Source organism: Candidatus Binataceae bacterium (assembly GCA_035308025.1).
GTDB lineage: Bacteria > Desulfobacterota > Binatia > Binatales > Binataceae > JAJPHI01.
The window spans coordinates 12,527-25,427 of sequence record DATGHL010000031.1 but is presented as its reverse complement, the minus strand read 5'-3'; the positions used below and the strand labels follow the sequence as shown (position 1 = coordinate 25,427).

Sequence of the window (12,901 nt, the reverse complement as noted above, 5' to 3'; positions counted from 1 at the left end):
CTATCGATGCGCAGCATGACTGGGTTCGGGCGGGCCGAGCTGAGCCGCGCAGGGGTGCAGGTCAACGTCGAGGTGCGCTCGCTGAACCAGCGCTTCTTCGAGCTCAAACTTAATCTCCCGCGCGGATGGGGTGATCAGGAGAAGGAAATCCGCAAGTTGGTGCAAGAGCAGGTCGAGCGCGGGCGCGTCGAGGTGTTTATTCGAGCGGTTTTGACCCGGCCGCCGCACGCGCGCTTGCAGGTCAACGAGGAGTTGGCGCAGGCCTACGTCACGGAACTGCGCCGGCTGGGCCGCAAGCTCGGGCTCGACGACAAGTTGGAGCTTGAGGCGCTACTGCAGCGGCCCGAGATTTTTCAGATCGCGGAAGATGAAAATGACCCGGTTGCCGGCGCCGGCCTGGCGCTCGAAGCGTTGCGCCGCGCGCTGAAGGCGCTGGCGAGCGAACGTGCGCGCGAAGGGCGCGAGCTCAAGCGCGATTTCGAGAACCGGCTCAGGACGATCGGCGCGGCATTACCGCAGATCGAGGAATTGGCCGCGGCCGCGCGTGAGGCTCTACGCACCGGTTTCGAAGCGCGGGTCCGCGAGTTGATGGCCGAACTGCCGATCAACGAGAAGCGGCTGCATGACGAAGCGCTGGGCGCCGCCAATCACGGGGACATCAGCGAGGAGATGACGCGGTTGCGAGTCCATCTGAAGGCGATGACGCCGCTGCTTGGGCGCGCGGGAGCGGTGGGCAAGTCGATGGAATTTCTGCTGCAGGAGCTTAATCGCGAGATCAATACGATCGGGGCAAAATCACAGGATGCCCGCATGTCGCAAATCGCAGTCACGATGAAGGGTGAACTCGAGAAGATGCGCGAGCAGGTGCAGAACGTCGAATGACCCGCCACTGTCTTAATGCAAGGGCCGCCGCACCGGTATAATCGTTTTATGGAGGGGGACAAACGCCCGCGGCGTGGTATCATATTCATATTGTCGGCGCCCTCGGGCGCCGGTAAGACGACGATCTCCCGCGCTGCGCTCCAGCAGATCGAGGGGCTGGAAGCCTCGATTTCACTGACCACCCGCGAGCGGCGCGAGGGCGAGAGGGCCGGCGTCGATTATCATTTTGTGAGCGAGGACGAATTCCAACGGCGCACAGCGGCGGGCGACTTCGCCGAACTGGCGCGGGTCTTTGATTCGAGCTACGGCACGCTGCGTGGCCCGCTTGACCGGGCCGTGGCTGCCGGACGCGACATCCTGCTCGATATCGACGTGCAGGGCGCTGACCAGATGCGCCGCTGCTATCCGCGTGACGCGGTGACGATTTTTGTTCTGCCGCCGAGCTTTGCGGAACTGGAGGAGCGGCTGAGGCGGCGCGGCACCGAGAGCGTTGCGGCGATCGCTCATCGCTTGCAGCGGGCGCATGAGGAGGCCTCGGCCTACCCGGCTTACGATTATCTGATCATCAACGCGGAGGTCGCAGCCTCGATTGCGCGGCTCGGCGCGATCGTCGATGCCGAGCGGCTCAAGGTCACGCGCCTGGCGGAGGGCTTTGCGCCATGGAAAGCGTGACCGGCGACTATCCCGACCAACTCGAAGAAATCATCCGGCGCGCCGGGGAATACAACCCGCAACTTGAACCCCGGCTGATCCGCCGCGCTTACGATTACTCCGCGCGGATGCACGGTGAGCAGAAGCGCAAGTCGGGCGAGCCCTACGTCGTCCATCCGCTGAGCGTCGCGCTGATCCTGACCCAGCTCAAGCTCGATCAATCGTCGCTGATCAGCGGACTGCTGCACGACGTGGTCGAAGACACTCACGCCTCGCTCGAAGAAGTGCAGGGGCTGTTCGGACCAGAGGTCGCGCGGCTGGTCGACGGCCTCACCAAGGTCTCGAAAATCACCTTTTCGAGCCGCGAGGAAAAGCAGGCGGAAAATTTCCGCAAGATGATCATCGCGATGGCGCACGATATCCGCGTCGTGCTGATCAAGCTGGCTGACCGCCTGCACAACATGCGCACGCTCAGCCACCTGCAACCGCATCGCCGCGAAGAGATCGCGCGGGAGACGCTGGAGATCTATGCGCCGATCGCTCATCGGCTCGGAATTTACTGGCTTAAGTCCGAGCTCGAGGACTACTCGTTCCGCTACCTCAACGCGGAGGCCTACGCCACGCTGAAGACACAGGTGGCGGAAACCCGCACGGCGCGCGAAGAATATATCCGCTCGGTGATCGAGATTCTCGCGGCGCGGCTGAGCGAGGCTGAGGTCAAGGCCGAGGTCACCGGCCGGCCCAAGCACTTCTTTTCGATTCACAACAAGATGCGCGAGCAGGAGCTGAGCTTCGATCAGATTCACGACTTGGTCGCCTTCCGGATCATCGTGGAATCGGTGCGCGAGTGTTACGCCGCGCTGGGCGTGGTGCATGCCCATTGGAAGCCGGTGCACGGGCGCTTCAAGGATTACATCGCGCTGCCCAAGGCCAACCTCTACCAGTCGCTGCATACGACGGTGATCGGCCCGCGCGGACAGCGGATCGAAGTGCAGATCCGCACGCGCGAGATGCATGACATCGCCGAGCAGGGGATCGCCGCCCACTGGAGTTACAAGGAGAACGGCGCCGCGCAGATCAAGAAAGCGGAGAGCTTTTCGTGGCTGCGGCGGCTGGTCGAGTGGCAGCAGAATCTCAAGGATCCGGAGGAGTTCCTTTCGACGGTCAAGGACGATCTGTTCGCGGAAGAGGTCTTTGTCTTTACGCCTAAGGGCGACGTACTCGATTTCCCGCAGGGCGCGACCGTGATCGATTTCGCCTATCGCATCCATTCGCAGGTGGGCAACCATCTGACCGGGGCGCGCGTCAATGGCCGCATGGCGCCGCTGCGCTACAAGCTCCAGTCCGGCGACACCGTCGAGGTCACGACCTCCGAGCGTCAGAATCCGGGGAAAGACTGGGCCAACTACGTCGTCACCGCTCGCGCCAAAAGCCGCATCCGGCAATGGCTGCGGCAGCAGCAGTCCGATCGCTCGCGCGAGTTGGGAGTGACGCTGCTCGAGGGGGAGTTGGCCGCGCTGAATTTGACCGTCGCGCAGATCATCGCGCGCGAACGGTTTGCGGCCGCGCTGCAAGAGTTTTCCTACCGCGACGCCGACAGTCTACTCGCGGCCGTCGGCTACGGGATAATCACGCCGGCGCAATTTCTGGCGAAGGTGCTGACCCCCGAGGAGCTCAAGCTTTATCGCGGCGAAAAGCCGCCCAGCATTCCTGGTGAGAGCGAGCATACCGCGCCGCGCGAACGCGGCGCGCCCGGCAACGCCGTGATCGTCTCGGGCATCGGCGACATGATGGTGCGCTTTGCGCGCTGCTGTAATCCGCTGCCGGGCGAGGCGATCACCGGATTTGTCACGCGCGGACGCGGCGTCACGGTGCATGTCGCGGGGTGTCCGCATGCGCTCGCGACTGATCCGCAGCGGCGGGTGCCGGTCATGTGGAAGGCCGGTGACGAGACTCTGCGCCCGATCCAGTTGGAGGTGCTCTGCCTCGATCAGCCGGGATTGCTCGCGCAGATGACCAAGGCGATCGCGGGCGCCGGCGTCAATATCTCGAATTTGCAGGTGAAAAGTACCGGGCATGATGGCCGCGCGCTTTCGGTTTTTGAATTAACCGTGAAGAGCGCCGGACAGTTAAAGAATCTGATGCACTCGATCGCGGCGATTGACGGCGTGATGCGCGTCTCGCGCCTGGGGCTGCACAACGGCGCGCGCGCCGCCGCCGATTCAACCTAAAGTATTACTTGAGATTGTTCCACGTCGAATCAATTAACGGCATCGTCGCATTTCTTGCAATCCAGTTCCATTCCCAAACGGCTGTTGCGGCCTTCCTCGGTAACCACCCATGGGCGGAGCTGAAACGGTGGCGCGTGGCGGACGTGCTGGGTATGTCCGCAGTCGAGATCGGCGACCCAGTCGCGCTGGGCATCCTGATGAAAAGCGATGACGCGGCGAGTCATGCGTTAATCTCCAACCAACTCTATTCTCCGGTTAAGATAGCGAGGGCGGCGGCGGTAAGCAGTCGGCGATGCGGGTCGAGTTTGCGGGCTGAGCGGATGAGGCGGTGCAAGTTTCGGCGGCGCAGGTTGATCGGCAGCGCCGCCGGGAAGAACCGGGCCTTGTCGAGGTCAAGGATCACCACTGCGAAACTCTCGCCCGATTGGGTGACGAAAAGATTGTGCAGGTTCAAGTCGGCATGGAAGAGTCCGCGCCGATGCATCGTATCGACCGCTTGACGGGCCAGCTCGAGGATATGCGTGCGCACGCGCGGATCGTCGTCGGTCTGAAGAAATTCCCAAAGTGTCATGCCGGAGAGCGCGCGCGTGATCATAGCGCCGCGGTAGATGCCCGGGATAATCGGTTCGATTAGCGCGCCGAGCGGTTCGGCAATCGGTATCGCGCGGCGCATCGCCTCGCTGGCGAGCGCGAGTTCGCGCGCGGGACGCGGCCGCTTACCGAGGTAAAGATCGCGATTGAGCAGCCGCATCCAGCCGCCGCGGCGGGAGCGGCGCACGAACAGGGGGGTCTGGCGAAGTTCGATGCGGAAGCCGCTGCGGCGATTGCCGGCGCCTGCGCCGATGCGTTCAGCCTCGGCGATCAACGTCAGAATTTCCTCCGCCTCGCTGAGCAGATCGTTGCGCAGGTATAACGTCCGGCCGGCCGCACGATAAGTTGCGAAGCCGAGCGCGGCAAGGGCTGGGCATCGCGGCGACTCCTGCGTGGCCGATCGCATCGAGGCCTGCCGCGCTATTCGAGGTTGCGCGCTTCGTCGATCAGCATGATCGGAATGTCGTCCTGAATCGGGTAAAGCAGCTTGCACGACCCGCAAACCAGCCCGCTCTGATCGTCATTAAGTTGCAATCCGCCTTTGCATTTCGGGCAGGCGAGAATGTTCAGCAGGTCCTGACTCAAGGCCATAAGAGTCTCTCCTATGAAGGCGTCGCCGGATGAGTTCCGCTTGCGGCTTGCGCTCGGCGTGCCTTGATCACTTCTGCAACCATCGCGAGCAGCCGCGCCTCGTCCGCATCGTCCATCGCGACTTTCAGACGAACAGCGTACAGCGCGGCAGGCTGCGGAGAAAATCCCTCGAGCTTGATCAAATCCTTCTCGGTCGTGATCACGAGATCGGCGGCGGGTGCGGCGGCGACGATCTCACGCCAATCCTCCGGGCGGTACCGGTGATGGTCGGGATAGGCGAACGCCTTGACGATCTTCGCGCCGAGATGTTCGAGCATCGCGCGGAAGCCCTGCGGATCGGCAAGGCCGCAGACCGCGACGACGCGCCGGCCGTTCAGCTCAAGGGGCGACTCGCTCCAACCGTGCGGCGACGCTTGAATCAGGGCGTGAGGGGTAAGAGTTGCCCGCAGAGATGGGAGTCCTTCGAGGCCGGCGCGATCGCGCGATGCAATGGTGCAGGCGTCAGCCCAGGCCGGCGAGACCTCGACGATCGCGTCGGCGCGGCGGATAGCTGACCGTGGTTCGCGCAGCGGTCCCGCCGGCAGCAGCCAGCCGTTGCCGAAACCGCGTCGCGCGCCGACCAACAAGAGGTCGAGGTCGCGACGCAGCCGGCGATGTTGAAACGCATCGTCGAGGATTATGGCGTCGAGTGGGCCGCGTGCGACGAGCAGGTTGATGGCGTCTAATCGCCGTCGCGCCACGGCGATCGGGCCGTCAAAGGCCCGCGCCATCATCGCCGGCTCATCGCCTGCCGCGCTGATTGGGAGGAGCAGCTTACCGCCGTCGGCGACCAGCATCGGACCGTGTTGGTTGTCGCGCCCATAGCCGCGGCTGACGATCGCGATCCGGTGGCCGTGAGTGCGAAGCCGCCGCGCGAGAAACAGCGTGAAGGGTGTCTTGCCATTGCCGCCCAGCGTGAGATTGCCGACGCTGACGGTCGCGACCGGGCTTGAATCCGCCATCACACGCCACCACTGCGCGCGCAGTCCGAGCGCACCGGCATAGAGTGCCGCGAGCGGCGTCAGAGCCGCCCAAAGCGGAGCGCGCAGTCCGCTCACACCGGGTTCCCACAAGCGCTCGAAGTTGAGCCGCCGACGCATCGAGTCAGCCACCCAGCAGCGGTTTGAGGTGGTCGACCGTAAGCCTGGCGCCGTCGGCGAGGCGCTCGATGACCTCGCGGGCGTGGATGCCGGCGACGCGCCGCTCGCGTTCGTCGCTGAGCCAGTTCATGCATCGCGCGACCAACTCTGCGCTATCGGCGGTCACGGCCCCACCGCCGTCGGCGAGGATCGCGTCGGCAACCTGGCGTTGGTTTTCGTGATGCGGCCCGAACAGCACCGGAACCGCGGCGGCGGCGGGTTCCGAGAGGCTTTGGCCGCCGCGCGGGGGCGCCATGCTGCCGCCGACGAAGGCGATCGTCGCGCGTTGATAGAAACCGCGCAGGTCGCCCATCGTATCGATCAGCAGCACGCTCGCAGGATCGTCAGCGTTTGCGGTGAGAGTCGAGGCCTTGGCGTAAATGATTCCCGATGAGCGCAGTTCGGACTCGACTTCAGCGACGCGCTCGAGATGGCGCGGGGCGACGGCGAGCGCGAGGGCCGGGAAACGCTCGACGAGCCCGCGATATGCGCTGAGGACGATGGCCTCTTCGCCGGGCGCGGTCGATCCGGCAACCAGAATCGGTCTTCCGCGCGCGAATCCCTCGAGAGCCGGACGCAGTATGGCCGTAGAGTCGTCGAGATCGAACTTGGTGTTGCCGGTGACGAATAGCCGATCGTCCGGCGCCCCGAGTTCGCGAAAACGTGCGGCGTCGGCCACGGTCTGCACGAGAATTCGATCGGCCCGCGCGAGCGTAGCGCGCAACAGTCCGCGCACCCGACGATACCTCCGCAATGAACGCTCCGACATGCGGCCGTTGATCAGGATAACTTTCGCAACTGCGCGCGCGCCCTCGAAAAAGAAGTTAGGCCACAATTCGGTTTCCGCGATAAGGATCAGACGGGGCTGCACACGGCTGAGGAAGCGCCGCACCGCCGATTTAAAATCCAGCGGCGCCAAACCATAAGCCGCAAGGCCGCGAAGCCGCCGGCGAGCGGCCTCACGCCCGGTGAGCGTCATGGTAGTGAGCACCACTTCGAGGCCGGGGACCTCGCGAGCGAGCCGGATGACAACAGGCCGCACGGCTTCGATTTCGCCGACCGAGGAGGCATGGACCCACACGCGTCTCGTCGGATCGCCGGCGAGCGCGGGAGTTGCGTAGCCGAGACGCTCGCGACGGATAGCAGAATCGCGCCCGCCGGCGACGGCCAGCGCGAAGGGCAGGGCCGGGTACCAGAGGGCGTTGTAGAGCTGGGCGAATTTTGAATCGCGAGCCGGCACAAGCGAATCGTCGATCAGCCGGTGAGATCGCCGTTGGTTGCAAGCGTGGGTCTGAATTGCAGATCGTGCAGGCGGCCGTATTCGCCGCCGCGCGCGATCAACTCATCGTGCGTGCCGGTCTCGACGATGCGGCCATGCACCACGACGACGATGCGATCAGCGCGCCGGACAGTGGAGAGTCGATGGGCGATCACGAGTGTGGTGCGATTCTCCATCAGGCGCTCGAGCGCCTCCTGGACCTGGCGTTCGGCGTCGGAGTCGAGCGCCGAAGTCGCTTCATCGAGAATCAGGATCGGGGCGTTTTTGAGCAACGCGCGGGCGATCGCGAGACGTTGGCGCTCGCCGCCCGAGAGCCGGACACCCAACTCGCCGACCACGGTGTCGTAGCCGTCGGGCAGCCGCGTGATGAAGTCATGAGCATTGGCGTCGCGCGCCGCAGCGATCACGGAGTCGAGGCTTTTTTCCATACTGCCGTAAGCGATATTGGCGCGAACCGTATCGTTGAAGAGAAAGGTCTGCTGGGTGACGATGCCGATTTGCGCGCGCAGCGAGGCAATTTTCAGGCGGCGCACATCTATTCCGTCGATCGTTACAGCGCCGCGCTGGACATCGTAAAAGCGCGGCACCAGGTCGGCGATAGTTGATTTGCCGCCGCCGCTCATACCGACCAGCGCGACCACTTCGCCCGCGCCGATCGTCAGGTTGATCCCTTCGAGCACCCAGGCGTCGCTATAACGGAAGCTCACCTCTTCGAGCGCAATGGTATGGTTGCCGGACGCGAGTTCGAGCCCGGCCGGATCGTCGCGCACCTCGACCGGCGCGTCCATCATCTCGAAGACGCGCTCCGTTGCTGCCAGCCCTTGCTGAATATCATTGTTGGTTTTCGTCAAGCTTTTGAACGGCTGGTAGATAATCAGCATCGCGGCGATGAACGCGCCAAAGGTGCCATAGGTGCGCGTGCCGGAAAGCACCGAAACCGAGCCCCACCAGATCACGGCGACGATCGCGAACGCGCCCATCACTTCGATGATCGGCCCGGTGGCGGCCTTGATGCGCGCCACGCGCATACTGATGCGGAAGAGCCGCCGCAGCTCGCGATGAAAACGGCCGCGCTCGTAATCCTCCATCCCGAAGGCCTTGACGACGCGATTGCCCTGGTAAGTCTCTTGCAGCACGACGTTGAGACCGCCCATCTGTTTTTGGGCTTCGCGGGTCATGCGGCGCATCCGCTTCGAGAAGGTCGCGACCGGCAGGACGGCCGCGGGGAAGACCAAGAAAGCGATCAGCGCCAGTTTCCAATCTATGTAGATTGCGGTCGCCAACACCGCAATCAGGGTCGCGCCGTCGCCGAAGATTGAAGTTAGGCTGTTGATCGCTCCGCCGGTCACGAGCTGCACGTCGTTAATGACCCGCGACATCATCACACCGGTCGAGGTGCGATTGAAGAATGCAAGCGACTGGTTTTGCAGACGCTCGTTGAGCCCCGAGCGCAAATCGAGCGTGATCTTCTGACCGATGTAAGCCTGCAGATAATCGGAACCGAAGTCGGCGGCGGCGCGGATCAGAAAGAGCGCGAGCGCTTCGAGGGACAGAACGCGCACGGCGGCAATGTCATGCAGGTCGTGCTTATTCGTCATCTGATCAATGAAGCGCTTGATCAGCAACGTGATGACGCCGTTGGTGGCGCTCAGCACCAGCATCGTGATGAGCAGGATCAGGACATAAGGGAACAGGTAGCGCCGCAGATAGCCGAGCAGGCGGAGATAGAGCGGTGGCAGCAATCTCATGTGTTACTTTAGGTATATTAATCGATCATTTGCGGCACGAATCGCTCATCTGCAGTGCGATCGCCGCCACGCGCGCCGATGCCCCCGGCTCGCCGAGCGTCATCCGCAAGGCGCGCAACTCGGCTATCACTTCCCTGCGGAGGCTTTCGTCCAGCATCGGTTCGGCGGCGCGCACCAGCTTGGCCGGGGTGACGTCATACTGGATCAGCTCGGGCACAACTTGGCGCCCGGCGAGAAGATTGGGCATCCCTACGCAATCAACGCCGCGAACGAGCGCGCGGCCCACCGCATAACTCAGTGCTGACATTTTGTAGGCGATCACCATCGGGCATCCGAGCAGGGCCGCCTCGAGCGTCGCGGTCCCCGAGGCAACCAGCGCGAGTTCGCTAGCCGCGATAATACTATAGGTGTCCCCTTCGATAATACGCACTCCGGCGAGTGCTTCGGGGCCCGCGATGCTGCGCAGATCCTCGACCGACAGGGTATTCGCGAGCGCGATAACCGGTTCGAGGTCGTGGTCCGTGCGCAGCACGCGCGCGGCCTCGAGCATCGGGCGGAGCAGATAGCGAATTTCGCCGCGGCGGCTGCCCGGTAAAAGCGCGAGCAGGCGCGCGCGCGTTTTGAAGCCGTGGCGATCAAGCGTGGCGGTGCGATCCTGCGCCGGCTGCACACGATCGAGCAGCGCATGACCGACGAAAGTCACGCGTCCGCCCGCGCGCTCGTAGAGCGGGGCCTCGAAGGGAAAGACCACGGCGAGCTGATCAGCGCGCTTGACCAGGGTGCGGATACGCCAGCGGCGCCAGGCCCAGACCTGCGGCGGCACGTAGTAGAGCACGGGCACGCCGGCGCGGCGCGCGAACCAGGCGAACTTGAGATTGAAATCAGGGAAATCGATCAGGATAACCAGATCGGGCGGATCGCGCCGGAGCAGTTTCACCAGCTGGCGAAAGGCGGCAAGGATCGGACCGATGGTCGAGGCGAGTTCGGTCGCTCCCATCCCCGAGACCTCCTCGGTGTTGACGACGGCGCTGACGCCGGAGGCGCGCATCCGCTCCCCGGCCATCCCGAAGATTTCGCAGGCAGGCGCGAGCGCGAGAATTTGAGCGGCGAGATCGGCGCCCAGATGATCGCCCGAAGCTTCACCTGCAATCATCAAAATGCGCCGTGGCCGCGTTCCCGTCATGGTGAATTTCCGACGCGGTCGAGAGTCAGAGTGAGCGGTCTGCAAAAGCCATCGGGGCGCCGTCGCGGCTGATCGAATTGCGAATCAGTTCGCTCAGTTCCATCACGCGCAGACCGTCCTCGGCGCCGACCAGCGGAGCGCAGCGGGTGCGGACGCTGGTGACAAAGGCGGTGATTTCATCGAGTAACGGATCGCCGTCGCCGAGGTCGACCTGTTCTGCAGAGATGGTCGGATAAGTAGAGCCGGTAGCAGGTGGGGTCTTGCGATAAACCTGGATGCGGCGCGCCTCGTAATCGAGCGAGATGTAGGCGTCGGGCTGGAAGAAGCGAATTTTGCGCTCGCGGCGCGGCGCGACGCGGCTCGCGTTGAGGTTCGCGATGAGGCCGTCGGCGAAGCGGATGCGCGCATTGGCGACGTCAGGTTGATCGGTCAGGACGGCGACGCCGACCGCTTCGAGTGATTGCGGCGCCGCGCGCGTCACGCTCAGGACCACGTCGAGGTCATGGACCATCAGGTCGAGTACGACGTCAACGTCGGCGCCGCGCTCGGTGAAGGGCGCGAGCCGATGGCATTCGATGAAGCGCGGCGCGCTGAGAATCGAGCGCAGGTGCACGATCGCAGGATTAAAGCGTTCGAGATGGCCGACCTGCAAAATGCGCCCGGTGCGCGCGGCGATAGCGGCGAGATCGTGGGCTTCGGCGAGCGTCGCAGCCATCGGTTTTTCGACGAGGACATCGAGACCCTGTTCCATCAGGTCGCGGGCGACGGCGTGATGGACGACGCCGGGGACGGCGACGGTGGCGAGATCGGCGCGGCCTGCGAGTTCGCGATGGTCGCGCAGGGCGCTCGCTCCGGTTTGATCGGCCAACCGCTGCGCGCGGTCGGGATCGAGGTCAACCACGCAGGCCAGTTTCACGCCCACTATGCCGGCGTATTTTTGCGCGTGCAGCGTGCCCAGCCGTCCCGCGCCAACGAGCGCCGCGCGCAACTCACTCATGGCCATAAAGCGTGACGCCGAGTTCCTGTGCGCGCGCGAAGGCGGCCTCGCGTTCGAGGATCATCGCGGTGCGGGCCTGCAGGCCGAGCATCGCCGCGCCGATTTCACCGAGCAGGTCGAGCGTAGCCGGCCCGATCGTGGGACGGTCGAAGCGAAGGTCCTGCGCGGCCTTGGCGCCTTTGGCGACGACGAGACCTTTGCCCCAGACCGCGGCGGCGCGGCGCAGGGCGGCGTCGGTGCCTTCGATCGCCTCGACTGTGGCCACGACGCCGTCCCGGACAGCGACGGTCTGACCGACGTCGAACGCGCCGAGTGCATCCAGCACTGCGAAGGCGAGGCGCAGGTCGGCGAGCTGAGCGGCGGTCGGCGCCGGACCGGCCAATAGACCGGCGGCCGCGATGACATCTTCGAGCAGCGGCACTGGGTCGATCACTTCGATGCCGTCACTTTCGATTTCGGCGGCGAGGCCGCGCAGCACGGCGTCGTCACTGAAGCGTCCGATGCGCGAAAGCATCGCGAGCGCGCGCGCGTCCGGGGCAAACGAATCCGCCAGCCGGGCGCGCGCGATGCCGCCGGCCATCGCGGCTTGCCGGACGCCGGCGCGTTTGAACACGGCTATCATGCGTTCGAGCTCGCCAACTTTTATCCACGTGATCTCGTCAACCAGCGGCGCGAGCGCTTCCGCGGTCTCGCCGCGATGGGCAATCGCGACGATACTGAGGCCGCGCCGCCGCGCGGCCTTGGCGACTTCGAGCGGGAAAGTGCCATTGCCGGCGATGAGGCCGAGGCTATTCACGATCGCGGCCGACGACGCCACGCGGCGAGTTGGTGATGAAGTCAACGAGGCGGCGGACCTCGGCGACCTCGCCGTTGCGGGCAAGCACGCGTTTGAGCGCCTGATTGCGCAGCAGCTTCCCGTAAAAGAGCGTGCGGAAGGCGGTTTTCAGCGCCGCGATGGTTTCGGTAGTGAAGCCGCGGCGTTCGAGGCCAATCGAGTTGACACCCACCAGGCGCGCGCGATCGCCCGCCACCATCGAGTAGGGCGGAACGTCCTGCGCGACCTTCGAGCCCGCCGCCACGATCGCGTGCGCGCCGATCCGGCTGAACTGATGGATACCGCACATGCCCGCCGTGACCACCCATTCTTCGAGGACGCAGTGACCGGCGATTTCGGTCGAATTGGCGATGATCGAGTGATCGCCAATCGCGCAGTCGTGGGCGACGTGAACATAGTTCATCAGCAGGACATGGTTGCCGATTCGCGTGAGCATCCCGCCGCCTTCGGTACCGCGATGAATCGTGGTGAACTCACGGATGCGGTTATCGTTGCCGATTTCGAGGCGCGACGGCTCGCCGTGATACTTCAGGTCCTGGGGATCGGCGCCGATTGAGGCGAACTGAAAGATCCGGTTGCGTTCGCCGATCGTGGTGTCGCCTTCGATCACGGCATAGGGACCGATCTGCGTCTCCGCGCCGATTTTGACGCGCGGACCGATAACCGCACCCGGGCCGATTTCCGCCGACGAATCGATCTCTGCCGCGCGATCGATCACCGCCGCTGGATGAATCC

At 64.4% G+C, this 12,901-nt stretch carries 13 protein-coding genes; 3 read left to right on the top strand and 10 right to left on the bottom strand.

The genetic code is table 11. The features are described 5' to 3' along the window. Window positions 1–6 precede the first annotated feature (6 nt). From VKS22_09975 to VKS22_09965, 3 genes are all read left to right on the top strand, one after another. Entirely contained in the window at window positions 7–882 is an 876-nt protein-coding gene (locus VKS22_09975; protein HLW70938.1) for a YicC/YloC family endoribonuclease, read from the top strand. A gap of 90 nt (window positions 883–972) precedes the next feature. After that, window positions 973–1,554: a guanylate kinase gene (gene gmk / locus VKS22_09970; GenBank protein HLW70937.1), complete on the top strand. Its 582-nt coding sequence runs from the start codon at window positions 973–975 to the stop codon at window positions 1,552–1,554. After that, window positions 1,542–3,764 carry a bifunctional (p)ppGpp synthetase/guanosine-3',5'-bis(diphosphate) 3'-pyrophosphohydrolase gene (locus VKS22_09965; protein HLW70936.1) on the top strand — a complete coding sequence of 741 codons (2,223 nt, stop codon included), beginning with the start codon at window positions 1,542–1,544 and terminating at the stop codon, window positions 3,762–3,764. Before gmk ends, VKS22_09965 begins: the two co-directional genes overlap by 13 nt. 29 nt (window positions 3,765–3,793) lie before the next feature. Here the strand turns inward: VKS22_09965 and VKS22_09960 are convergent, their stop codons facing one another. Genes VKS22_09960 through lpxA form a run of 10 tightly spaced genes read right to left on the bottom strand, consistent with a single transcriptional unit; the run spans window position 3,794 to window position 12,899 of the window. Continuing rightward, window positions 3,794–3,988, bottom strand: a complete 195-nt coding sequence (locus VKS22_09960; GenBank protein HLW70935.1) for a DUF3565 domain-containing protein — start codon at window positions 3,986–3,988, stop codon at window positions 3,794–3,796. Window positions 3,989–4,008: 20 nt separating this feature from the next. Continuing rightward, window positions 4,009–4,761 carry a lipopolysaccharide kinase InaA family protein gene (locus VKS22_09955; protein HLW70934.1) on the bottom strand — a complete coding sequence of 251 codons (753 nt, stop codon included), beginning with the start codon at window positions 4,759–4,761 and terminating at the stop codon, window positions 4,009–4,011. A gap of 14 nt (window positions 4,762–4,775) precedes the next feature. Then, window positions 4,776–4,946, bottom strand: coding sequence for a Trm112 family protein (locus VKS22_09950; GenBank protein ID HLW70933.1), 171 nt, complete (start codon window positions 4,944–4,946; stop codon window positions 4,776–4,778). 11 nt (window positions 4,947–4,957) lie between these two features. Beyond that, window positions 4,958–6,085 (bottom strand): tetraacyldisaccharide 4'-kinase, encoded by a 1,128-nt coding sequence (gene lpxK / locus VKS22_09945; GenBank protein HLW70932.1) that lies wholly within the window; start codon window positions 6,083–6,085, stop codon window positions 4,958–4,960. A 4-nt stretch (window positions 6,086–6,089) separates the two neighbouring features. Then, a complete protein-coding gene (locus VKS22_09940; GenBank protein HLW70931.1) occupies window positions 6,090–7,364 on the bottom strand; it encodes a glycosyltransferase N-terminal domain-containing protein in 1,275 nt (424 codons plus the stop codon). Window positions 7,365–7,378: 14 nt separating this feature from the next. Continuing rightward, complete coding sequence (locus tag VKS22_09935; protein ID HLW70930.1) at window positions 7,379–9,151, bottom strand: ABC transporter transmembrane domain-containing protein; 1,773 nt, start codon at window positions 9,149–9,151, stop codon at window positions 7,379–7,381. A 25-nt stretch (window positions 9,152–9,176) separates the two neighbouring features. Beyond that, entirely contained in the window at window positions 9,177–10,334 is a 1,158-nt protein-coding gene (lpxB, locus tag VKS22_09930) for a lipid-A-disaccharide synthase (GenBank protein ID HLW70929.1), read from the bottom strand. A 25-nt stretch (window positions 10,335–10,359) separates the two neighbouring features. Further along, window positions 10,360–11,331 (bottom strand): Gfo/Idh/MocA family oxidoreductase, encoded by a 972-nt coding sequence (locus VKS22_09925; GenBank protein ID HLW70928.1) that lies wholly within the window; start codon window positions 11,329–11,331, stop codon window positions 10,360–10,362. Continuing rightward, window positions 11,324–12,127: a UDP-2,3-diacylglucosamine diphosphatase LpxI gene (gene lpxI, locus VKS22_09920; GenBank protein ID HLW70927.1), complete on the bottom strand. Its 804-nt coding sequence runs from the start codon at window positions 12,125–12,127 to the stop codon at window positions 11,324–11,326. The genes VKS22_09925 and lpxI overlap by 8 nt, the downstream gene beginning before the upstream one ends. Further along, window positions 12,120–12,899 carry an acyl-ACP--UDP-N-acetylglucosamine O-acyltransferase gene (gene lpxA, locus VKS22_09915; protein ID HLW70926.1) on the bottom strand — a complete coding sequence of 260 codons (780 nt, stop codon included), beginning with the start codon at window positions 12,897–12,899 and terminating at the stop codon, window positions 12,120–12,122. The genes lpxI and lpxA overlap by 8 nt, the downstream gene beginning before the upstream one ends. Window positions 12,900–12,901: the final 2 nt, after the last annotated feature.